The sequence below is a fragment of the Ruegeria sp. CJ3 genome (assembly GCF_056536725.1).
Genome location: NZ_JBQFQE010000004.1, coordinates 285,724 through 307,018 on the forward strand (window position 1 = coordinate 285,724; position 21,295 = coordinate 307,018).

General features: G+C 61.6%; 18 protein-coding genes and 1 tRNA gene. 10 read left to right on the forward strand and 9 right to left on the reverse strand.

The window, feature by feature from the left end:
- Position 1: 1 nt before the first annotated feature.
- The gene (paaG, locus tag ACR0J1_RS09715) at positions 2-787 is read right to left on the reverse strand and encodes a 2-(1,2-epoxy-1,2-dihydrophenyl)acetyl-CoA isomerase PaaG (RefSeq protein ID WP_480732347.1); all 786 of its coding nucleotides are present in this window, start codon (positions 785-787) and stop codon (positions 2-4) included.
- A 179-nt stretch (positions 788-966) separates the two neighbouring features.
- Between paaG and ACR0J1_RS09720 the strand changes: the two genes are divergently transcribed.
- From ACR0J1_RS09720 to ACR0J1_RS09760, 9 genes are all read left to right on the forward strand, one after another.
- Positions 967-1,986, forward strand: a complete 1,020-nt coding sequence (locus ACR0J1_RS09720) for a TRAP transporter substrate-binding protein (protein ID WP_480732346.1) — start codon at positions 967-969, stop codon at positions 1,984-1,986.
- A gap of 55 nt (positions 1,987-2,041) precedes the next feature.
- Positions 2,042-2,545 (forward strand): TRAP transporter small permease, encoded by a 504-nt coding sequence (locus tag ACR0J1_RS09725; RefSeq protein ID WP_480732344.1) that lies wholly within the window; start codon positions 2,042-2,044, stop codon positions 2,543-2,545.
- Positions 2,545-3,897 carry a TRAP transporter large permease gene (locus ACR0J1_RS09730; RefSeq protein ID WP_480732342.1) on the forward strand — a complete coding sequence of 451 codons (1,353 nt, stop codon included), beginning with the start codon at positions 2,545-2,547 and terminating at the stop codon, positions 3,895-3,897. The genes ACR0J1_RS09725 and ACR0J1_RS09730 overlap by 1 nt, the downstream gene beginning before the upstream one ends.
- Positions 3,898-3,923: 26 nt before the next feature.
- Positions 3,924-5,948, forward strand: a complete 2,025-nt coding sequence (gene paaZ, locus ACR0J1_RS09735) for a phenylacetic acid degradation bifunctional protein PaaZ (protein WP_480732341.1) — start codon at positions 3,924-3,926, stop codon at positions 5,946-5,948.
- Between the two features lie 43 nt (positions 5,949-5,991).
- Positions 5,992-6,795: a PaaX family transcriptional regulator C-terminal domain-containing protein gene (locus ACR0J1_RS09740; RefSeq protein ID WP_480732339.1), complete on the forward strand. Its 804-nt coding sequence runs from the start codon at positions 5,992-5,994 to the stop codon at positions 6,793-6,795.
- Between the two features lie 90 nt (positions 6,796-6,885).
- Complete coding sequence (locus ACR0J1_RS09745; RefSeq protein ID WP_480732337.1) at positions 6,886-8,358, forward strand: flavin-containing monooxygenase; 1,473 nt, start codon at positions 6,886-6,888, stop codon at positions 8,356-8,358.
- Positions 8,358-9,329, forward strand: a complete 972-nt coding sequence (locus ACR0J1_RS09750; RefSeq protein ID WP_480732335.1) for an alpha/beta fold hydrolase — start codon at positions 8,358-8,360, stop codon at positions 9,327-9,329. Before ACR0J1_RS09745 ends, ACR0J1_RS09750 begins: the two co-directional genes overlap by 1 nt.
- Before the next feature lie 83 nt (positions 9,330-9,412).
- Positions 9,413-9,489 (forward strand) — tRNA-Met (locus tag ACR0J1_RS09755).
- 205 nt (positions 9,490-9,694) lie between these two features.
- Complete coding sequence (locus ACR0J1_RS09760) at positions 9,695-9,889, forward strand: hypothetical protein (protein ID WP_480732333.1); 195 nt, start codon at positions 9,695-9,697, stop codon at positions 9,887-9,889.
- Positions 9,890-9,914: 25 nt separating this feature from the next.
- Here ACR0J1_RS09760 and ACR0J1_RS09765 read toward each other — a convergent pair whose 3' ends face one another.
- From ACR0J1_RS09765 to ACR0J1_RS09785, 5 genes are all read right to left on the reverse strand, one after another.
- Positions 9,915-10,721 carry a hypothetical protein gene (locus ACR0J1_RS09765; RefSeq protein ID WP_480732331.1) on the reverse strand — a complete coding sequence of 269 codons (807 nt, stop codon included), beginning with the start codon at positions 10,719-10,721 and terminating at the stop codon, positions 9,915-9,917.
- 216 nt (positions 10,722-10,937) lie between these two features.
- Positions 10,938-12,065 carry a Hint domain-containing protein gene (locus tag ACR0J1_RS09770; protein ID WP_480732329.1) on the reverse strand — a complete coding sequence of 376 codons (1,128 nt, stop codon included), beginning with the start codon at positions 12,063-12,065 and terminating at the stop codon, positions 10,938-10,940.
- A gap of 191 nt (positions 12,066-12,256) precedes the next feature.
- Positions 12,257-15,559, reverse strand: coding sequence for an error-prone DNA polymerase (locus tag ACR0J1_RS09775; protein WP_480732327.1), 3,303 nt, complete (start codon positions 15,557-15,559; stop codon positions 12,257-12,259).
- Positions 15,559-17,091, reverse strand: coding sequence for a Y-family DNA polymerase (locus ACR0J1_RS09780; protein WP_480732730.1), 1,533 nt, complete (start codon positions 17,089-17,091; stop codon positions 15,559-15,561). Before ACR0J1_RS09780 ends, ACR0J1_RS09775 begins: the two co-directional genes overlap by 1 nt.
- On the reverse strand, positions 16,994-17,689 hold the full coding sequence (locus tag ACR0J1_RS09785; RefSeq protein ID WP_480732325.1) for an ImuA family protein: 696 nt from the start codon (positions 17,687-17,689) through the stop codon (positions 16,994-16,996). Before ACR0J1_RS09785 ends, ACR0J1_RS09780 begins: the two co-directional genes overlap by 98 nt.
- 215 nt (positions 17,690-17,904) lie before the next feature.
- On the opposite strand from ACR0J1_RS09785, the gene ACR0J1_RS09790 reads away from it, so the two are divergent.
- Positions 17,905-18,312 carry a hypothetical protein gene (locus ACR0J1_RS09790; RefSeq protein WP_480732324.1) on the forward strand — a complete coding sequence of 136 codons (408 nt, stop codon included), beginning with the start codon at positions 17,905-17,907 and terminating at the stop codon, positions 18,310-18,312.
- 9 nt (positions 18,313-18,321) lie between these two features.
- Here the strand turns inward: ACR0J1_RS09790 and ACR0J1_RS09795 are convergent, their stop codons facing one another.
- The 3 genes from ACR0J1_RS09795 to ACR0J1_RS09805 are packed head-to-tail and all read right to left on the reverse strand — an operon-like array spanning position 18,322 to position 21,294.
- Complete coding sequence (locus tag ACR0J1_RS09795) at positions 18,322-18,567, reverse strand: MoaD/ThiS family protein (RefSeq protein ID WP_480732322.1); 246 nt, start codon at positions 18,565-18,567, stop codon at positions 18,322-18,324.
- The gene (locus ACR0J1_RS09800) at positions 18,560-20,815 is read right to left on the reverse strand and encodes a xanthine dehydrogenase family protein molybdopterin-binding subunit (RefSeq protein WP_480732320.1); all 2,256 of its coding nucleotides are present in this window, start codon (positions 20,813-20,815) and stop codon (positions 18,560-18,562) included. Before ACR0J1_RS09800 ends, ACR0J1_RS09795 begins: the two co-directional genes overlap by 8 nt.
- Positions 20,815-21,294: a (2Fe-2S)-binding protein gene (locus tag ACR0J1_RS09805; protein WP_480732319.1), complete on the reverse strand. Its 480-nt coding sequence runs from the start codon at positions 21,292-21,294 to the stop codon at positions 20,815-20,817. The genes ACR0J1_RS09800 and ACR0J1_RS09805 overlap by 1 nt, the downstream gene beginning before the upstream one ends.
- Position 21,295 lies beyond the last annotated feature (1 nt).

The following is a 21,295-nucleotide window of genomic DNA, read 5'->3' on the forward strand; positions in this document are numbered from 1 at the left end:
CCTAGTTCCCCCGAAATACCGGCGCGCGCTTTTCCAGAAACGCGGTCACGCCCTCGGCATAGTCCGCGCTTTCGCCGCAGGTCTTCATCGCGTCGGCCTCAAGTTCCAGATGATCGGTCAGAGTGTCCGTCGCGGCAGCCTGAATGGTTTGCTTGGTCAGCCCAAGGCCCAGCGTCGGCCCGCTGGCGAACTGCGTGCACATCGCGCGGGCCTCGGTCATCAGATCGGCGTCGGGGATCGCCTTCCAGATCAGCCCCCAATCGGCGGCCTGTTGCGCGTGCAAGGGCTGCCCGGTCAGCGCCAGCCCTTTGGCGCGCGCTTCACCCAGAAGGCGCGGCAGGTGCCAACTGCCGCCGGTATCGGGGATCAGGCCGACCTTGGAAAACGACTGAATGAACTTCGCCGATTCAGCGGCCAGCACCACATCGCAGGCCAGCGCCAGATTCGCCCCAGCCCCCGCTGCAACGCCATTGACGGCGCAGACAACCGGAAACTCAAGCGACCGGATCAGCCGCACCAGAGGCGCATAGAAGGTGCGTACAGTGTATCCCAGATCGGGCGGGCCTTCCATCGTCGCGGGATTCCGGTCGCCCAGATCCTGCCCGGCACAGAAACCGCGCCCGGCGCCAGTCAGTAGCACGGCACGCGCCCCGCCGTCCCGCGCGGCCTCAAGCGCGGCGCGCAGGGCATAGTGCATCTCATCAGTAAAACTGTTCAGGCGATCCGGGCGGTTCAGAGTGATTTCAACCCATTGACCATGATTTTGCGAAAGAATTGTATCAGACATACCCGGTTCGCTTTGCATAAGTTACAACAAACTTCTTGCATAAACCGAACGGTTGGTCAATAAATTCTCCAAGCTTTTGTGACTCGGTGGATCGGCAGGACCATCTGCGGCCCGTTGATAGTTACAAAACGCACTATTAGCACGTTCACGACTTGCGCTTTTGAGGAGGAGACCCGGTCATGAAATTCACCAAGCTCACCACCCTTTTGGCTTCTGCAACGCTGGCGGTGTCTGGCACCATCGCCTTTGCTGCCGACTACACCCTGACGATTTCCAGCTGGGCCCCGCCGACCCATGGCATCAACGCGAAGATGTGGCCCAAATTCGTCGAGATGGTCGAAGAGGCAACTGACGGCAAAGTCACTGCCGAGCTGAAGCTGGGCATCGCACCGCCGCCCGCGCAGATGGACCTGATCATGGATGGCGCGGCAGATGCCTCGATCATCTTCCATGGCTATCAGCCGGGTCGCTTCGTCACCACTAAGCTGATCGAACTGCCGGGCTACGAAGGGTCCGCCGAGGAAGCATCGGTCGCCTATTGGCGCGCCTATGATGCCCATCTGAAAGCCGCTGACGAGCATCGCGGCGTGAAGGTCATTGCCCTGCACACCCACGGCCCGGCACAGCTGCATTCCAGCACGCCTGTTACTTCGCTTGATGAGGTCTCGGGCCTCAAGGTCCGCATCCCCGGCGGTGTCGGTGGTGACGTTGGCGCAGCGCTTGGTGCGACCGGCATTCAGGTGCCCGCGCCGAAGGTATACGAAACCTTGGCCTCGAAGGCCGCTGATGGTGTCGTCATGCCTCTGGAATCGCGCAAAGGCTTCAAACTGACCGAAGTGGCGCAGAACGTCTATGAAATGCCCGGCGGTCTGTATCGTGGTTCCTTCGCCTTCATCATGAACGAAGACACCTTTGCCGATCTTCCGGCGGACCTGCAGGCCGCACTGGACGAAAACGTGTTCGGCGAACCGCTGAGCCGTGAAATCGGCAAGATCTGGGATGAGATCGATGCCACCGGTCGCGAAGCCACGGAAGCCGCAGAAGGCAACGCCATCAACGCCGCCACCGATGCAGATCTGGAAAAGTTCTCGAGCATCGCCGAAGATATTCGCGGCAAGGTCATCGCCGAGGTTGACGCGACCGGTGTCGACGCACAGGCGGCCTACGACATGATTAAGTCGGAAATGTCCTCGAACTGATCCGATTGCGGGGCGGCCAGATGCGCCGCCCTGCCCCACCCTGCGTGAGTTTCCCATGACCCCGATAATTCAGCTTGTGCGCCGTGCCAGCGCCCTTCCCGTGATTGTGGCCTGCATTGCCCTGTTCATCCTGATGGTGATGACCTTTTGCGATGTCATCCTGCGCTCGGTCTTTAATGCTCCGATTGAGGCAGCGACCGAGCTGACGCGCATTCTGATGGCCGTTCTGGTGTTTTCGGTGCTGCCCATTGTCTCGACCACAAACGGGCATATCGCGGTCGATCTGACGGACGGGTTCTTCAACCGCCTACACCTGTCACGCGCCCGCGACGTTGTGATCTATGTGGCCAGCGGCATCATGCTGTTCTGGCCTGTGCAACGCGTCTGGGTTCTGGCCGAACGCGCGCGGGATTATGGGGATGTGACTGAATACCTGTCGATCCCGACCTACCTGATCGGCTGGTTTATCGCGCTGTCGGTCGCCATCACCGCGCTGGTGATGATCGCCACCGGCCTGCTGAAAGCCTTCGCCCCCAATGCCCTGTCGGAGCCCCTGTAATGACCGCTGCGCTGATCGGATTTGCGATTGTCCTGATACTGGTGCTGATGCGCCTGCCCATCGTCTTTGCCATGGGCCTCGTCGGCACGCTGGGCTTTGCCTATGAACGCGGCGGGTCGATCCTGTCCGAGCGGGGCCTCAAGGCCGCCATGTCCATGGTGGGCCGCCAGATCACCGACACGGCACAGGATTACGGCCTGTCGGTGGTGCCGCTGTTCATCCTAATGGGCCTGTTTGTGAACAAGGGCGGCATGGCGCGCGAGCTTTATGCGGTGTCCAACGCCTTTCTCGGCCATATGCGTGGCGGCATCGCCATGGCAACCGTCGCGGCCTGCGGCGGATTCTCGGCCATTTGCGGCTCGTCGCTGGCCACGGCGGCCACCATGTCCAAGGTCGCAATGCCACAGATGCGGCGCTATGGCTATTCGGATGAACTGTCGACCGCGTCGATTGCGGCTGGCGGCACGCTGGGCATCCTGATCCCGCCCTCGGTCATCCTTGTCATCTACGGGCTGCTGACCGAAACCTCGATCGGCAAACTGTTCATGGCGGGAATCATCCCCGGCATCCTCGGCATTCTGTTTTACCTCTTCGCCGTGCGCTGGACCGTCTGGCGCAACCCCGAGTCTGGCCCAGCCGGAGAACGCGCCACATGGTCCGAACGCATCCGCGCGCTGGGCTCGGTCTGGGCGGTGCTGCTGCTGTTCTTTCTGGTCATCGGCGGGCTTTACGGAGCCTTCGATTTTGAACCCCTGAACCTGACCTTCTCGCCCACCGAGGCCGCAGGCATGGGCGCTGCCGGGGCTTTCCTGATCGCCCTGTTCCGGGGCGGCCTGACCGTCGGTTCGACCTTCGAAGTGTTGAAAGAAACCTGCTTTACCGCTTCGGCCCTGTTCGCGGTGCTGATCGGAGCGCAGATTTTCTCGAACTTCATCAATCTGGCCGGGTTGCCCGAAGCCCTGATCGCCATGGTCACCGCCTATGACGTTGCGCCCTTTATGGTGATCCTGATGATCCTGGGCATCTACATCATTCTGGGCTGTGTGTTCGAGTCGCTCTCAATGCTGCTGCTGACCGTTCCGATCTTCTTCCCGCTGGTCACATCGCTGGGCTATGACCCGATCTGGTTCGGCATCGTCGTCGTGGTGGTCACGGAAATCTCGCTAATCACGCCGCCCGTTGGGCTGAACGTCTTCATCCTGAAAGGGGTGGTCGGAGACGTTTCGACCGGCACTATCTTTCGCGGCGTCACCCCGTTCTGGGTCGCCGATATCTTCCGCCTCGCGCTGATCGTGCTGGTGCCCATCGTGGTTCTGTACCTGCCGCAGCAAATGGGCGCGTTGGGGCACTAGGCCCCCGCTAAAAACAGGAGAACACCATGTCCCTGCATCAAATTTCCAGCTTTGCCGCAGGCCAATGGCTCGCACCCGGAGACGGCGCACGCACCATTGCCTCGGCCATCACCGGCGCACCTTTTGCCAGCGCCGGAAACGCGGCGCTCGACGTGCAGGCGATGCTGGACTACGCCCGCAATACTGGCGGCCCGGCCCTGCGCAGGCTGACGTTCCACGACCGCGCCCGAATGTTGAAGGCTTTGGCGCAGGCGCTTTCAGCGCACAAACAGGCGCTCTATGACCTGAGTTTTGAGACCGGCGCGACGCAGAAAGACCACCTGATCGATATCGATGGCGGCATCGGCACGATGTTTGTCTTCGCCTCCAAGGGCAGGCGCGAAATGCCGGATGCGCAGGTCTATCTGGACGGCGACACCGAGCAACTGTCGCGCAACGGCACGTTTCTGGGCCAGCACATCTGCATGCCCCTGCAGGGTGTGGCGGTTCACATCAACGCCTTCAACTTCCCGATCTGGGGGATGTTGGAGAAACTGGCCCCGACCCTGCTGGCAGGCGTCCCGGCCATCGTGAAGCCCGCGACCAACAGCTGCTATGTCACTGAACTGGCGGTGCGGATCATGCTGGACAGCGGCATCCTGCCTGCGGGCGCGCTGCAACTGGTGTCCGGCGGGTTGGGCGACATGCTGGACCATCTGGGCTGTCAGGATGTGGTCAGCTTTACCGGCTCGGCCAATACCGCGCTCAAGCTGCGGCAGACGCCTGCGATCCTGCAGAACTCGGTCCGGTTCGTGGCCGAGCAGGACAGCCTGAACGCCTCGATCCTTGGCCCGGATGCCGCACCCGGAACGCCCGAGTTTAACCTGTTCGTCAAGGAAGTCAGCCGCGAGATGACCACCAAGGCGGGCCAGAAGTGCACCGCCATCCGCCGGATCATCGCGCCCGAGACGCATGTCGATGCGGTGATCGCCGCGCTGTCGGACCAGCTGGCAAAGATCACCATCGGCGACCCTCGGGCCGAAACCACGCGCATGGGCGCGCTGGTGTCGAACGGGCAAAAGGCCGACGTGTTGGAAAAGGCCGCCCTGATCGGGCAGGAGGCCGAGCGCGTCTTCGGCAACCCCGATACCTTCGACCTGCAAGGCCCCGAAACCGGAGCCTTCGTGCCCCCGATGCTGTTCCACTGTGCCGATCCTGACAACGCCCAGCGCGTGCATGATACCGAGGCGTTCGGGCCCGTCTCAACCCTGATGGGCTATCGCGATCTGGATCATGCCGTGGAGTTGGTCAATCGCGGTCAGGGGTCGCTGGTGACGTCGCTGATCACCCATGACACCGATGTTGCCCGCGAGGTAGTGATGGGCTCAGCGGCCTATAACGGGCGGATCTACATCAACGACCGCGACTCGATGGGGGAATCGACCGGCCATGGCTCTCCTCTACCGCATATGGTGCATGGCGGGCCGGGCCGCGCGGGCGGGGGCGAGGAACTGGGCGGCGTGCGCGGCGTAAAACACTACATGCAGCGCACCGCGATTCAGGGCTCACCCCGAATGCTCAGCAGCATCGGCCCCAAATGGGTGCCCGGAGCGCCCGAGATCAAAGGCCCTGCGCACCCCTTCACCCGCAAGTTCGGCGAGCTGCAGATCGGTGAGACGCTGCACACCAATCCGCGGACTATCACGCTCGACGATATCGAACATTTCGCCCATTTCACCGGCGACACATTCTATGCCCATATGGACGAGGACGCCGCCGCGCGGAACCCGTTCTTCCCGGGCCGCGTGGCGCATGGCTACCTGCTGCTCAGCTTTGCGGCGGGCATGTTTGTCGAACCGAACGAAGGGCCGGTGCTGGCAAACACAGGCCTCGACGGGCTGCGCTTCATGAAGCCCGTGGTTGCCGGAGACAGCATCAAGGTGCGTCTGACCGTAAAACAGAAGACCCCGCGCAATGATGAATATGGTGAGGTGCGCTGGCACGTGTCGCTGACCAATCAGGATGACGAACCGGTCGCGGAGTACGAACTTCTGACCATGAACGCGCGCTGAATACCTGTTTTTCTTATTCACCCTAATGGGTTAAACTGGTCGTATGACCAAACAGAGCTCGTGGTTCGAAACGGCTGTGGCCGAGCTGACGGACCCGCAGGACCAGCGGGTGTGGTCGATCATTGTCTCGCTGTTCGGCGACATGGCACAGGAACCCGGCGCGCAGATCTCGGGCGGGGCCTTGACCCGGATCATCGAACCGATGGGGATCAAGCCCGAAGCGATCCGTGTCGCCCTGCACCGCCTGCGCAAGGATGGCTGGATCGAAAGCGACCGGATCGGCCGCGTCTCGCGCCATGTGCTGACCGAGTTTGGGCGCACACAATCCGCCGCCGTCACGCCACGCATCTACGCGCGCGGCCCTGTTACCGTTGAACATTGGCACCTGCTGATCGCCGAGGACGGCGCAGGCACACACGTGCTGGAAGACCTGATGCTCAGTCGCGACTATTCGCCAATCGGGCGGACCGTTGCCCTGGGCCCGGGCCCGATGCCGGATCAGGCGGACGGGATTCTGGCGCTTGAGATTTCACCACAGGACGCACCCAAATGGGTGCAGGACCGTCTCTGCCCGCAGAACCTGCGCCTTTCGTGCCGGGCATTGCACCGGGCGGCCCAGAGCGCTTTGAAGACCCGCCCCGACGGCTGGTCGCCGACGCCGTTGCAAAGCGCCACGCTGCGCACTTTGCTGGTGCATCGGTGGCGGCGTGTCGTCTTAAGGCAACCGGACCTGCCCGCAGGGTTCTACCCGGCAGATTGGGACGGGCCTGCCTGCCGCGAGGCTGTGTTTGGCCTGCTTGACGCCCTGCCCCGCCCCCCGGTCAGCGTGCTGAACGCCACCGGTTGACCCAAGGGCGGCCTGTTCAGGACCCGGCCCTACCCCATATGATGATAGAGTTCTGTCGACAGACAGCCCGCGGAAAGGGATGGAACTGATATGCCAACCAAGACCGACATGCTGATCATCGGGGCCGGGTTTTCCGGCCTGACCATGGCGCTTGAGGCCCGAAAGCGGGGTGTCAAACATATCGCGGTACTGGAAAAGGCCGATGACATCGGCGGCACCTGGCGCGAAAACACCTATCCGGGCGTTGCCTGCGATGTGCCCTCGCACCTCTATTCAATGGCGACCCATCTGAACCCGCACTGGACCCGCGCCTATGCGGGCGGGGCCGAGATTCAGTCTTATCTTCAGCGCATTGCCCGGGAAGAAGGGCTGTATGACCTCTGCCACTTTGGCCAAAAGCTGAAATCCGCCCGCTGGGATGGTGCCCGCTGGCAGGTCGACACCACCAACGGTGAGCGCTGGTCGGCCCGGTTCCTAATCTCGGCCATCGGCGCGCTGCACCTGCCGCGCATCCCGGCCATTCCGGGGGCTGAGAGTTTCCCCGGCCCCAGTTTCCATTCCGCCCAATGGGATCACACCACCCCGCTGAACGGTAAGCGGATCGCGGTGATCGGAACCGGAGCCTCGGCCGTTCAGTTCGTGCCCGAGATCGCAAAGACCGCCGGGCACGTCACCATCTTTCAGCGCAGCGCACCTTACGTGCTGCCCCGACCTGACGGTCCGATCGCGCCATGGGTGCGGCAGCTTTATCAGCGCGTCCCGCTGCTGCCCCGCATTCGCCGTCAGCTGATCTATATGCTGTACGAGTTTCGTCACCGCGTTTTCCGACACGAACCCGGGGCGGTTGATTTTGCCATGAAAATGTGGCGCAAGGCGCTGGATCAGGCCATCACCGATCCCGCACTGAAGGCCGCACTGACTCCGGACTACGACATCGGCTGCAAACGCATCCTCAGTTCGAACGACTGGTATCCGGCGCTGGCACGCGACACCGTGGATGTTGTGCCTCATGGCGTTGCCAGGATCGAACAGAACCGCATCATCGCGACGGATGGCACCGAGGTCGAGGCCGATGTTCTGATCTGGGGCACCGGGTTTCGCGTCACTGACATGGGCGACGCGCTGGACATCACCGGAGCAAACGGCCTGACCCTGCAGCAGGCTTGGTCCGATGGGATGGAGGCCAATCTGGGCACCGCCATTGCCGGGTTTCCGAATTTCTTCATACTGCTCGGCCCACATACCGGGTTGGGCCACAACTCGGTCGTTTTGATGATCGAGGCGCAGGTCGAACACATCGGCCGGGTCCTGAGCGCGATGCGGGATCGCGGGGTTGATATCGTGGGACCCGACGCCGACCGGCAGGCGGCGTTCACCCGGGAAATGCAGGACCGCCATGCCGACAGCATCTGGCAATCCGGCGGCTGTACCTCGTGGTACCAGGACGCCAATGGGCGCAACACGACGCTCTGGCCCGGCACCGTGTCCGAGTTCAGAAAACGCATGGCACGATCCGGGCTGGAGCAGTACCATCCGGTGACCGAAACAAGCGGAGAAAACTGATGTGGACACTGATGGTGATTGCCGGTCTTCTGGCCGCCTTCCTGCTGGGCATGAACCTCTGGACCCGTCGGCTGACCCGGCAGGGGATGGAAATGGTGCCGCAACTGGGCCAGATCACCCCTGTCGAAGGGGGCGCAATCCACTATGTCGAGAAAGGCGACCCGTCGAAGCCCACGATCGTCATGATCCACGGCCTGTCCGGGCAATTACAGCACTTCACCTATGCGCTGATGGAGGACCTCGCCAGCGATTATCACGTTCTGGCCGTCGACCGCCCCGGCTGTGGCTACTCCGCCCGCGACTCGGCACAGCGCGCGACGCTGCCCGAGCAGGCGCGCATGATCCATGCGTTTCTTGAGGCCAAGGGCGTGCGCGATCCCATTCTGGTCGGGCATTCGCTGGGCGGTGCGGTTGCGCTGGCGATGGCCCTTGATTACCCCGACCAAATCCGGGCGCTGGCGCTGCTGGCGCCGCTGACACAGCAGATGCCCGCAACGCCTGCGGTCTTCAAACCGCTTGAGATCCGCACCGAATGGCTGCGCAACCTGATCGGTCACACCATTGCGGTGCCGATGGCCCGCAAGACCGCCCCGCTGGTTCTAAGGGACGTTTTCGCGCCCGAACCTGCCCCGTCAGATTTTCTGGATCGTGCCGGCGGTGCCCTGGGGCTGCGCCCGTCAGCTTTCATCACGGCCTCGCAGGACGTGATCGGAGTTGAAGCCAGTATCGGCCCCCAGTGTCAGCGCTATGATGATCTGCACGTCCCCGGTGGCATTCTGTTCGGCGCGCAGGACCCGATCCTGTCGGCGGAGTTCCATGGCGCACCCATGGCGCAATACGGCCTGAGCGTCGAGACACTGGAGGATCGCGGCCACATGATCCTGATCACGGTGCCCGACGCCTGCAGCAGCTTCATCCGCAAGATCGCCGACGCTTCAAAGGTCTCGCCAACACGGGCCGACACGCCCTGAACCGGGCTTTCAAAGAATCCCGGTCCGGGCGCTTTTCCCTCTTGACCCTCCCCGGCCCCTCGCTTACATCGCCTCTCACTTACGGCGGAGTAGCTCAGTTGGTTAGAGCAGCGGAATCATAATCCGCGTGTCGGGGGTTCAAGTCCCTCCTCCGCTACCAAAATTCATTTAACCCATTGATTTTAAAGAATAAAACGAGGTTTTGCGCACATGCCGCACAGACTCGTGTATTTTTAAGGTATTGATTTTGAACGATTATAATTTGGGGAAATCCACTACGGGTTCCGTTTCGTACCCCCCAAATCACAATAGCAAACCTCGTTGTCGGCTTTTACAATCGTCGCACATTGCTGAACTTTCGGACGATGCAAATCAAAATCGTTTACCGAATTCCGAAATCTGACGAGATCAAGCCAACTAGCCAAGTCATCGACTTGAATGATACTCGTTTGAAATTAGTTCAAGCGATGGCTAAAGATGCAGCGCGTCGCGCTTCAAAGAACAGCATGAGGCAAAGTGCGCGAAAACGCATCCTGCAGGCATCAAAGAAGAAGAAATGAACTACGTTTAGGATTTTGGGTTCAGTCAAAATAACTGCGTCGCCTGAAACAGCTGCTGCTCTAGGTCGTTCAAACGCTCTGTTTCAGATTTTAAGCTTAAGACAACGTCTTTCGTTTTCGCCACGAAACTGGAGAAAGACGCTTCGCCGTCGAAGTCGACGTTAAGCTCTATCGTATCGATGATGAGGTCAAACTCCACGTGTACACCCTGACCTTGCTCAACCTTACCGGACGCAAGGGTTAGTTCACGTTCTATGTTCATGACCGGCATTGGGCGATCACCCGAGAGATCAATTCCGTCTTCAATGAACATCCATTTGACGACGGGTTTTAGGATCAGTGGTCCTTTGTGCTTTCCCTTCCCGGACAGCTTTGTGATCAGCCAAAGCAACTCACTCATTCCAGATTTGAATGGCTCAAGGGAGCGAACAAAAGCAAGTAACCGATCATCAACGCCTCTACACCGCCTCCGAATCTCGTTCTCCAAATCATCGGGACTATGCGCTATGGGAAATGAATATTGCTTTCTCAAGTCGCCACCAAGCTGCACTGAGGCGTCATTGAATGCGTAATCCAAAGCGTTTCGTAAGTCGGAGAAAGCTTGCGTTGCTAGGAAACGAGTTTCCTTGGAAACGTAGTCAGACAGCTTAATGACGAGATCTTCAGGCTTGGTACCATGATTTTTGCGGGTAAACGTTCTTGATCCTGAAACCAACCTTCTAATCTCTTCACCACCCTCAACCTCTCGAAGCTTTGTTTCGGCTTCGATAATCGAATGAAGAGCGTTTTCGAAAGGCGCTGAACTTTCAAAGTGACTGTTCTCGTAATTCATGAAAGTAGACTATCGCAGGCATGCAGCCGAACAAGTGTTTATGTTTGGGATGGAATATTCTTCCAAATCAATATCTAGCCGCCTTGAAATACCATTGACTACAACACGTTTCCAAAAAGCAAAATGTTGTAATTATGCAATAATTTCAGATAGATATAGCAATGGGGGTGAAGCTCAACAACGGACCTCCGCTACCACCAATCCCCAAATCCCGGACTATGCCGCTGCGTGAGCCGCAGGGTCTGATGACGGCACTGCTGTGGCACAAAGCGGTTTGTGATTGGCCTGATGCCGTTGCGCGAATGCGGTCATGCGCCGGCCTTTGACGGGCACATCCCGCGCGGGCAGAGGGTGGAAATCCGGCCGGGCGATTTCGGGGAACAGGGCGTGGATTTCGGCCAGCGCCGCGGGCGACAACGACTTGAGCGCTTCGGGTCCAGTAAACAGACTTTCGGTCGGAGATCCGTTCGAAAAGACGATCTCATGCCGGTCGAACAGGATGTGATAGTACTCGATACCTTCCGCCGGGGTGTCGATATGCACCCCCTCCAGCGGCAGTAGTTTTTTGGCCGGGATAAGCACCTCGTCAACACCGAACATGCGTCGGGCGATTTTGGAACGCGCAAGGATACGGTGCTGTGGCGAGACACGCAGATCCCGGGACGGCAGGCCCGGGCCCAGCGCCCCGGCGTCGATGCAAATGGGCCGAAGTTTGGGGTTTACCGCAAGCTCAACCCCATCGAGCCGCCGCCGCCCGATCCAGCGGATCTTCTGGTATCCATGATCGAGGGTTCGCACGCTGTCACCAACGGCGAGATCCTCGACGGCACGTGCGCCATCGCGCGTTTCGATCTGAACACCGCCGGCAAAACACACCAGCGCATCAAAGCCCAGCAAGCCGCTCCCGCCGCTCAGATAGTTCAGCGTGATTTCCGAAATCGGTATTTTGAACTGAATCCGAAACCCTTCGTTCTGAGCCCCGGGCGTGCCATCCAATATGGTGCCGTTGACCACATCGAGCCCATTGTTCGGAAGCGGCGTTCCGTTCCCCTGGGTCACGATCACATCACCATTTATAATCGCCTGTTCAAGGTTGAACGTCGTGCCATTCACCTCAAATTGCGCTTCTTCTCTGAAAGCGGCGTCGAGGTCCCCGACCCGGATGATCAGACCGGGCAGCGGGTCATCAAAGCTGATGGTGGCGGACTCGCCATCGTCCAGCCTAAGATTTCCACCCGCGCCGGCGGTGCCGGATGACGAGATCTCATAATTCGTGGTTACGCCATTATAGGTGATGGAGCCCGTTGCCCCATCGCTCCAGTCGTTGATTGCGTCTTGTATCATCTTGACCTTCCAGAACCGCCCGTGCCGTCGGTTATGGCACCACCGGATTAAGCAATTGAAAACGCGGATGTATGAGGGCTGGCGGTTGAGTCTTGCTTGCAGATTTCGCGTCGTTCATCGTCACTTGCGGCGGCGCTGTCAATCGCTTGTTTGTGGACAATTTGTCCTGCCCTGTTCACCAGTTGCACCCTTTAGTGAAAATCTCGCGATTTGGGGATGACCCGTACATCCCGCGGGTGTCTGTGCGTGTGTCGCGGCATGGGTTTGCGAACCTCATCGCTGTGGGCCAGCGGTACGTCCAGAACGTCGTTTGACAGGCGCTCTAACGCATCGCTGCGATCCAGCAGATGATGGGCGACCACATGAATCACATCCGCATCGCGCTGTACGATGCCTCGCACCTCTAACAGCCGCGCCTGCATGATCGCCTTGCGATAGGTCTGCATCACTCGGGACCAGATCACCAGATTGGCAATACCGGTTTCGTCTTCCAACGTGATGAAACAGACGCCCTTGGCGCTGCCCGGGCGTTGCCTGACGAGGACCAGCCCGGCCAGCGAAACCGCCTGCCCGTTGCGCATCTGCAGCAGATCACCGGCGCGGCGATAGCCCTGCCGCGTCATGCTAGCCCGCAGAAAGGACATCGGATGCGCCTTGAGCGACAGGCGCAGCGTCTGATAATCGGCCACCACATGCTCGCACCGCGGCATTTGCGGCAACGTGAACACAGGTTCAGGGCCTTCATCGCGGCGATCCGCGAAAAGAGGCAGGTCAGGCGCGTCGCGCAAGGCCCTTGTATCCCACAAAGCCTGCCTGCGATCCCGCCCGACCGAGCGGAAACTGTCCGCCGCCGCCAGCTTGCGCATCGTGCCCGCATCGATCTTTGCCCGCCGCTTGAGATCTTCAATGTCCTCAAAAGGGTTGTCACGGGCCTGCAATACCCGCCCCATCACCTCGTGCGAGAGCCCGTCCACCTGCCGAAACCCAAGACGCACTGCAAAGGCTCCGGGACCGTTGGGTTCCAGACTATTGTCCCAGTTGCTGTAGTTCACATCGGGCGCGCGCACCTCGACCCCATGTTCGCGCGCGTCGCGGACGATCTGGGCGGGGGCATAAAACCCCATGGGCTGAGAATTCAGCAACGCAGCGCAGAAGACATCCGGGTAATGGCATTTGATCCAGCTTGAGATGTAAACCAGCAGGGCAAAGCTGGCCGCGTGGCTTTCGGGAAAGCCATAATCTCCGAACCCCTTGATCTGGTTGAAACATCGCGCGGCAAACGTGGGGTCATAACCACGCCGGATCATGCGGCTGACCATCTTGTCCTCAAGCTCTCCGATCGTGCCGCGGGACCGGAACGTGGCCATGGCCTTGCGCAGATCATTGGCCTCTTGCGGGGAAAATTCGGCCGCAACCATGGCGATCTTCATTGCCTGTTCCTGAAAGATCGGCACGCCATTGGTGCGCCCCAGAATGTTGCGCAGCTCATCCGGGTCATGGTCCGGCCCCGGGCTGGGATACTCCACCGGCTCGGCCCCGCTGCGGCGGCGCAGATAGGGATGCACCATGTCGCCCTGAATCGGACCGGGGCGCACGATGGCCACCTGAATGACAAGATCATAGAATTTCCGTGGCTTCAGCCGGGGCAGCATGTTCATCTGTGCCCGGCTTTCCACCTGAAACGTGCCAAGGCTGTCGCCCTTGCAGAGCATGTCATAGACCGCCGGATCCTCTTGCGGCACGGTGGCCAGATCGAACCGTTTTCCATAATGCGCAGCGATCAGATCAAAGGCCTTGCGGATACAGGTCAGCATCCCCAGCGCCAGCACATCGATCTTCAGAATGCGCAGCTCGTCAATGTCATCCTTGTCCCATTCGATAAAGCTGCGATCGGCCATGGCGCCATTGCCGATGGGCACGGTCCGGGTCAGCAGGGTCTGGGTCAGGATGAACCCGCCCACATGCTGGCTGAGATGGCGCGGCATCCCGATCATCTGGTCCGCCAGCTTGATGGTGCGCGCCATCAGCGGATCGCGCAGGTCGATACCGGCCTCGCGGGCCTCGCGCTCGCCCACTTCACGGCCCCAACTGCCCCAGATGGTTTTCGCAAGTGCCGAGGTCACATCCTCGGACAGCCCCATGACCTTGCCCACCTCGCGCACGGCCATGCGCGGGCGATAATGGATCACGGTGGCGCACAACCCCGCCCGGTCGCGGCCGTATTTTTCATAGACATGCTGTATGACCTCTTCGCGCCGCTCATGTTCGAAATCGACGTCGATATCGGGCGGCTCAATCCGTTCCTCAGAGATGAAGCGTTCGAACAGCAGATCGTTTTTGTCGGGGTCCACGGCGGTAATGCCCAGCACGTAACACACAGCCGAATTGGCCGCCGACCCCCGGCCCTGGCACAAAATGGGCGGCTGGGTCTGATGCCGGGCAAACTGTATGATGTCGTAGATGGTCAGAAAATACTGGGCGATCTGCATCTTGCCAATCAAAGCAAGCTCTTTCTCCAGCGCCGCTCGGACCTTGTCCGGCACCCCCGCGGGATAACGCTGGTCTGCGCCTTTCCACGTCAATTCGGCCAGATACCCCTGCGGGGTTTTGCCTTTCGGGATGGTTTCCTGCGGGTATTCGTAAGACAGTTCCCGCAGGTCGAACCGGCAGGCATCCGCAACCTCGCGCGCCGCGCGGATCGCATGGGGCCAGTCGGCAAACAGCTGCGCCATCTGGGCCGGAGATTTCAGGTGCCGCTCGGCATTGGCCTGCAGCAGGAATCCCGCCTGCGTGATGGTCGTCTTGTGCAGGATACAGGTCATCACATCCTGCAGCGGACGCCGGTCGGGCGCGTGGTAATGCACATCATTGGTCGCCAGTATCGACAGTCCATGCGCCCGCGCCAGCCGGTCCAGCGCGTTGATCCGCGCCCGGTCATCGCCGCGATACAGATAGCTGGCCGCGATATGGCGCAAACCGGGCAGAGCACGAGTCAGACGCGGCAGGCCCGCTGCAAACAGGCCCGTATCCTCGCCGGGTATGGCGATCAGTTGCACACCCTCGGCATGGGCGGCCAGATCGTCCAGCGTGATATGGCAAAGCCCTTTCTGCTGCCAGGCCCCCTCTGCATCCTGCATTTTCCCCTTGGACAGCAACATGCAGAGCCGCCCATAAGCGTCGCGGTCGCGCGGATAGGCCAGAAATTCTTCGCCACTGACAAGGCGCAGGCGGCAACCGATGACGGGCCGCATTCGCGCCTTGGACGCTTCGGCATACAGGCGCACAACCCCGGCCATGGTGTTTAGGTCCGCCACCCCAATCGCATCATACCCCTGCGCCCAGGCCGTCGCCGCCAGATCCACTGCATCCGAGGCCCCACGCAGGAATGAAAAACAGGTGGTCAGGCCCAGCTCGACAAAATCCGCACGCGGGTTGGGAGTGAACCCCTCATGTGTCAGGGTCCGCCGGGGGCGCTGATGATCCATCTCGGGCATCAGGCAAACATCCCGTGCACGAACCAGCGCGGCGCACCACCGCGCCCATCCTCATGCAGCCCTTCGCGGTAAAGCCACAGGCGCGCGCCGTGCTGATCCTCGACCCTGAAATAGTCGCGCAGCCTTGTGCCGGCGCGGTCGCACCACCATTCCGGCGCGATCCGCTCCGGCCCCGCATACCGGGCAACCTTATGGGGCCTCCTGCGCCAGATGAACTGTACGGGTGGGCCTTCGGGCACGGCATAGAGAACCCGCACCTCTTCGGGCACGCGCAGCAGGCGGACGGGGCGTTCGGCGCGCGCCGACACGGTCTCGGCCCCGGTTGCGTGCAGGGCCGGGACCGTGACTTCGGCGCGTTCCGGGATATGGCTGGCCTGCAGCACAGGGCGCTTGACAGCCGCAGCCCCGAACCGAGCGACCAGACGGTCCACAAGCCGGGGCAGTTCGACATCCTGCGCGTCTGAGCCATCCAGATTGTGCTGACTCAGCGCGATAGGTTCGACCACACGCGCCTCAAGCGTGATCAGGTCGAAGCCAAAACCGGGGTTGATCCGTTCCAGCCGGTCGTCGAACAGGCGGCGCAGATGATCGGCATCGCGCGTGGGGGCCGAGGTGGCAGCGCCAACCTCGCTGACCTCGCCATCGGTCCGGTAGACGGTCAGGGTCAGACGGCGGCAGCCCAGACCGTGATGGGCCAGCTGACCGCATAAGGCGCTGCAAAGCTGCGGCAGATAGGCGGTTGGGTCCTGTATCGGTTCGGGCAGCCGGGCCTGCGATGTGATCCGGGGGGCGGCGTCCTGGCTGGCGACGGGCTCTGCCAGATGGCCCATCGCCTGATCCAGCCGGATCAGCGGATTGGCCTGCATTTCAGCCCGGGTAAAACGCCGGGCCAGTGACAGGCGGGGCACCTGAGCCAGCGCGCCGATGGTTTTCAGACCAAGGCGCCGCAAAAGCAGCAGGGTCGCCGCAGTCAGTCGTAACCCGTCAATCGGCACAGGCGCCAGCATCGGTGCAAGCTGATCCTCCCGGCAAACCGCGCGCACCGGCCCGTAACGGGCCAACGCCCAGGCCGCGCCCCATGTGGGGGCCACGGCCAGTTGCGCGCTGAGGCCCAGCCCGGACAGGCGGGCCTCTATCTCGGCCAGCATCGCGGCTTCGCCCCCCAGAAGATGATCGCTGCCTGTGGTTTCGAGGATCAGACCATCCGGCCCGTCCACCACCGTCCACGGGCACCAGCGCCGTGCCCAAAACATAAGACGGTCCAGCGCCGCGCTGTCGCCTGCCACATCCGCATATTCGACCCGCAGATCGGGACAGGCCGCGCGAACATCCACAACCCGTGCCCCCACCGAGGCCCCGGCCAGACAGGCGGCGCGATTGGCGGCATGGATCACCGGGCCGTGCGGGCCTTCGGTCACCAGAACAACGGGAACATCATCCGGCGGCGCCGCGCCGGTACGCTCCATCGTGATCTGCCATCGTTCGATCGCGAACCGGGGCAGACAGATCGACACGATCCGCCGCCCGGTCATACGTCGCAACCCATGTGCCGGGCCGCTGATGACGCGAGCGGAAAAGTTCGACCTTCCAGCGCGGCGCGCCCGGGGATTTGGGGTCGTCCGGATGCGGCAGCGAGGGCAGCGACATCACCCGCCAGCGGTTGCGCGCAGCACTCAGATCCGGCGACGCGGCCCGGCGCATCATCCAGCACGGAACGCCATGGCGCTCGGCCCGCAGGGCCAGCCGCTTGGTTGCCGTAAAATCCAGCACTGGCGGCGCGCCCCACACTTCGCCGATCACCGCCTTCAGCGCCCGGCAGCGCAGCCCCTCTTCCAGCGCCCAAAGCACATCGGCGGGCCGGTTTATATCGACCCGGATCACCGACCGGCCTGCCAGCCCCGGCAGATACGGCTGACCTGCCTCGGTGCGCGACAACCGGTCCTGCACCCACAAGACCGACCCCGGCCCCTTGGGCAGAGCAGTCAGCACAAACCCGACCGCCCCCGCATCCGTCGCCGCGTCCGGGAAGACTTCGGACAGTGTCGCCTCCTGCCCTTTCGACGCTGCAAACCATCGTTTCCGACGGTGCGCCAGGGTGAAATTCGTGTCGCACAGCACAAGTGATTCCAATATTTGTTCACTATATGTTCTACACAATTTGGCCGCTTTCTGGCAACTCCATATCGGGCGAGCTGACGTTCTCTGAAATCCGCACGACATCATGAAGGCCCGGGCCCATGCTGATACGTTCTCGCCCCGCCGTGAGCAGGGTTTATTGGGCAAGGCGCATCCGCATCCCCATCTGACACTCGAGCCCACCTATCGGGCAGCAGTCAGGAGGTACGATGAAACGGCCTAGAAATACCTATCTTTCCGCCATCGCGGTGCTGGTTGCCGCTGGCCTTGCCGGACATTCCGCACAGGCGCAAAGCGGCTTTGGCCCAGCACCGGCGATTGCGTTTGAATCCGCAGACCGCGCGTTCACTGCACCGGGCAGCGGCCCATATACCGGGCAGGCTGCAGTGTACCAGCCGACGGTTTCAGACGATGTGCCGGTGGTTCAAGTCAAAAGCTTCAAAAAGAAGCTCAAGCTTCACTACAAATACCGGTCTTACAAGAAGCCCAAGGTGGTGAAGAAGGTCAAACGACATCCGGGCTATTACGCACCGCATCACGGGCTGCATCCGAAGAAATACAAAGCCCATCGCGGTCATCACTATCGCTTTAAGCCGAAATTCCGCGGACGGTACTAAGCTGCAGGATCACCCCCCGCGCAGGCGCTGCATCAGGTAAACCTCGGCACCTTCGGGGATGGGTTCGGTCAGGCCGCTGGCGATGACGCGGCCGTTGATGGCAATCGAGACGCCCGCGTCTATCGGGGCCTGCAGTCGCGGATAGGCCAGCACCAGCGCATGCAGCAGCTCTCCGGTGGTTTTGGCCTGAACCTCGACCACCTCGCAGCCCCCGGTCAATGACCGGAGGCCGGACCAAAGGTGGACCTCAACCATTGTCCTTGAGCGCAGCCAGAATGCGCGGTGGGGACATCGGCAGTTGCTTCATCCGCACGCCCGCCGCGTTGGACACCGCGTTGGCGATGGCCGCCAAGGGGGGCACGATACCGGTTTCACCGACGCCGCGCACACCGAACGGGTGGCCGGGGTTGGGGACCTCGACGATCACCGTGTCGATCATCGGCAGGTCGCTGGCCACCGGGATGCGATAATCGAGGAAGATCGAGTTCTGCAGGCGACCATCGTCGCCATAGATATATTCCTCGTTCAGTGCCCAGCCGATGCCCTGCGCGGCACCGCCCTGATACTGACCCTCGACATAGGTCGGGTGGATCGCCTTGCCGGCGTCCTGAATGACCGTGTAGCGGGTGATCGAGGTTTTGCCGGTTTCCGGGTCAACCTCGGCATCCACGATATGGGTGCCGAAGGACACGCCTGCGCCTTCGGGTGTTGCCTCGAAATGGCCCGAGATCGGGCCTCCGGTACGGCCCATATTGGCGGTGATGTCGGCCAGCGGCAGCGGGTCGAAATCGCCTGCATTGGGGCCCGAAGGCACCGCGCAGCCGTTTTCCCATTTCACCGCGTCGACCGGGATGCCCCATTTGGCGGCCGCACGTTCACACAGCCGTTCAACCGCGTGTTTGGCCGCCTTGATGGTCGCCAGCCCCGAGGCATAGGTCACGCGGCTGCCGTGGCTCACGTCGTTGTAGCCCAGCGTTGCGGTGTCAGCGACGGTGACGCGGATGTTCTCATAGGGAATGCCCAACACTTCGGCCGCCATCAACGCCATCGACGCGCGCGAGCCGCCGATATCCGGCGTGCCGACCATGACCTGCGCCGAGCCGTCCTCTGACAAGGCCAGCGATACGGATGTTTCGCCACCATGATTAAACCAGAAGCCGCAGGAAATCCCGCGCCCCTGTCCCGGTTTCAGCGGGGCCGCGTAATGCGGATGCGCCTTGGCGGCCTCAAGCGTTTCGACCAGACCGATGCGTTCATAGGTGGGCCCATAGCTGGCCTTGGTTCCCTCATGCGCCGCGTTTTTCAGGCGCACATCCACCGGGTCGAGGCCCAGCTTATTGCACAGCTCATCCAGCACGGATTCGACCGCGAAGGCCCCCATCGGCGCGCCGGGTGCGCGATAGGCGGCTTGTTTCGGGCGGTTGGCCAGCACGTCATAGCCCACCTGCCGCACATTGGTCAGGTTATAGGGCGCAAAGGCGCACATGGCAGTCATGTCGCCGGGGGCACCCGGGAAAGCCCCGCCTTGCAGGCGGAAAATGCCCTGCGCGGCGGTGATCGTGCCATCCTTCTTCATGCCGATCTTGATGTCCATCGACGCGGATGAGGTCGGCCCTGTGGCCCGGAACACCTCGGACCGGGTCATCACGATCTTCACCGGACGGTTGGCCTTGCGGCTCAGCGCCAACGCCACCGGCTCGATGAAAACGGTAGTCTTGCCGCCGAACCCGCCGCCGATCTCGGATGCGGTGACCCGCAGTTGCGAGGTTTCAATGCCCAGCAGCGCCGCGCAGGTTTTTTGCGCGATCCAGTGGCCTTGTGTGGTGCACCACAGCTCACCCTTGCCGTCCGCGCCCAACGAGCCCAGACAGGCGTGGGGTTCGATGTAACCCTGATGGGTGGCCTCGGTCGCAAAGCTGTCTTCGATGACCAGATCAGCCTCGGCGAACCCGGCCTCGACATCGCCGTGTCCGCTTTCGTGATAGCGCACGACGTTGGGGTGCATCCCTTCGGGGACGGAGTAATCTGCCGCGCCCTCGCGGATCACTGGCGCATCCGGGGCCATTGCCTTGTCCACGTCGGTGACGTGGGGCAGGACTTCGTATTCGACCTTGATCAGTTTCAGCGCGTCGCGGGCAGCCAGCGCCGAAGTTGCAGCCACGGCGGCAATCGCGTGACCGTCATACAGAGCCTTTTCGCCCGCCATGACGTTTTCCAGAACGTTCCAGAATTCGCCATCCAGACCGGGAAAGAACGGCACATCGGCGAAATCGGCGCGGGTGACGACGGCTTTGACGTCCTTGTGCGCCTCGGCTTTTGACGTATCGATCTTTACGATCCGCGCATGGGCATGCGGCGAGCGCAGGATGGCACCGTGCAACATTCCGGGCGCATAGGCATCGGCCCCGAATTTGGCGCGGCCTGTGACCTTGTCCAGACCGTCGGGGCGGTCGGGGCGTGTGCCGACAAAGGTGAATTCGGATTTGCGATCGTCCAGAGCCATTATGACGCCTCCCGCATTTCAGCCGCCGTATCCATCACGGCGCGAATGATCTTGTCGTAGCCGGTGCAGCGGCACAGGTTGCCCGCCAGCCAATACCGGGTTTCCTCTTCGGTCGGGTTCGGGTTCTTCTCCAGCAGCGACTTGGCCGCCACCAGAATGCCCGGCGTGCAGATGCCGCATTGCAGGGCGGCATATTCGATCATCTTTTTCTGCAGCGGATGCAGGACGTCGCCGTCTGCGATCCCTTCAACCGTTTCGATCTGCTTGCCCTCGGCCTCGACGCCCAGCATCAGGCACGAGCACACCAGACGGCCATCGACGCTGACCGAGCAGGCACCGCAATCGCCGGTGCCGCAGCCCTCTTTCGCGCCGGTCAGGTTCAGCTTGTCACGAAGACAGTCCAGCAGGGTTTCGCGCGGATCACACAGATATTCGACCGTGTCACCATTGACTGTGGTGGATACGTGGAACTTGCTCATG

Coding starts and splice junctions, on each gene's coding strand:
- paaG (WP_480732347.1), bottom strand. CDS start 787: ATGTCTGATACAATTCTTTCGCAAAATCATGGTCAATGGGTTGAAATC.
- ACR0J1_RS09720 (WP_480732346.1), top strand. CDS start 967: ATGAAATTCACCAAGCTCACCACCCTTTTGGCTTCTGCAACGCTGGCG.
- ACR0J1_RS09725 (WP_480732344.1), top strand. CDS start 2,042: ATGACCCCGATAATTCAGCTTGTGCGCCGTGCCAGCGCCCTTCCCGTG.
- ACR0J1_RS09730 (WP_480732342.1), top strand. CDS start 2,545: ATGACCGCTGCGCTGATCGGATTTGCGATTGTCCTGATACTGGTGCTG.
- paaZ (WP_480732341.1), top strand. CDS start 3,924: ATGTCCCTGCATCAAATTTCCAGCTTTGCCGCAGGCCAATGGCTCGCA.
- ACR0J1_RS09740 (WP_480732339.1), top strand. CDS start 5,992: ATGACCAAACAGAGCTCGTGGTTCGAAACGGCTGTGGCCGAGCTGACG.
- ACR0J1_RS09745 (WP_480732337.1), top strand. CDS start 6,886: ATGCCAACCAAGACCGACATGCTGATCATCGGGGCCGGGTTTTCCGGC.
- ACR0J1_RS09750 (WP_480732335.1), top strand. CDS start 8,358: ATGTGGACACTGATGGTGATTGCCGGTCTTCTGGCCGCCTTCCTGCTG.
- ACR0J1_RS09760 (WP_480732333.1), top strand. CDS start 9,695: ATGCAAATCAAAATCGTTTACCGAATTCCGAAATCTGACGAGATCAAG.
- ACR0J1_RS09765 (WP_480732331.1), bottom strand. CDS start 10,721: ATGAATTACGAGAACAGTCACTTTGAAAGTTCAGCGCCTTTCGAAAAC.
- ACR0J1_RS09770 (WP_480732329.1), bottom strand. CDS start 12,065: ATGATACAAGACGCAATCAACGACTGGAGCGATGGGGCAACGGGCTCC.
- ACR0J1_RS09775 (WP_480732327.1), bottom strand. CDS start 15,559: ATGCCCGAGATGGATCATCAGCGCCCCCGGCGGACCCTGACACATGAG.
- ACR0J1_RS09780 (WP_480732730.1), bottom strand. CDS start 17,091: ATGACCGGGCGGCGGATCGTGTCGATCTGTCTGCCCCGGTTCGCGATC.
- ACR0J1_RS09790 (WP_480732324.1), top strand. CDS start 17,905: ATGAAACGGCCTAGAAATACCTATCTTTCCGCCATCGCGGTGCTGGTT.
- ACR0J1_RS09795 (WP_480732322.1), bottom strand. CDS start 18,567: ATGGTTGAGGTCCACCTTTGGTCCGGCCTCCGGTCATTGACCGGGGGC.
- ACR0J1_RS09800 (WP_480732320.1), bottom strand. CDS start 20,815: ATGGCTCTGGACGATCGCAAATCCGAATTCACCTTTGTCGGCACACGC.
- ACR0J1_RS09805 (WP_480732319.1), bottom strand. CDS start 21,294: ATGAGCAAGTTCCACGTATCCACCACAGTCAATGGTGACACGGTCGAA.